Annotated in this window: 1 protein-coding gene; it reads left to right on the top strand. The window is 65.6% G+C overall.

The window, feature by feature from the left end; translation table 11 throughout:
* Positions 1-304: LytTR family DNA-binding domain-containing protein (locus tag EOD07_RS36860; RefSeq protein ID WP_164772981.1), on the top strand; the 304-nt coding region annotated here is incomplete at its 5' end.
* Positions 305-526: the final 222 nt, after the last annotated feature.

Consider the following 526-nt stretch of genomic DNA (forward strand, 5'->3'; position numbering starts at 1 on the left):
CGCCCATTACGCGCTCGTCCACGACGGAACGCGCGAGCGCATGAGCCCGTGGTCGATCTCGGAAGCAGAATCCCTGCTCGATCCATCGCGCTTCATGCGCGTTCATCGCAGCCACATCATCTCGGTCCCGCATGTCGTCCTGATCCGCAAGGAGGGTGACGGCGCGGTCGTCGAGCTCGACGGCCCGACGCCGCATCTGGTGCCGGTAAGCCGCGCCCGCGTCGCCGAGCTGAGGGCGCGGCTGGGCCTTCTCAAGCGGCCTGCGCGGGGAGCTGCCCTGCCAAAGGAAGGTCAGTCGGCCTGACGCATTTCGTGCGGCAAAAGCCGCCTTTCGTGTGAAATCCGACCTTTCGTGACCCATTCGTCCGGCCTGGCTTGAAGCCGGCGACGCCTCGCATCAGCCTCCCGTCAAAACAGTCCGAGTCCGACCCCAGAGAGCGGGAGCAACGCGGACCAAGAGGAGGAAACATGATCCCCGGACCATTCGCCTATCATCGGCCCGACTCCGTTGCGGATGCCGTCAAGC

It is taken from the genome of Mesorhizobium sp. M2C.T.Ca.TU.002.02.1.1 (assembly GCF_003997225.1).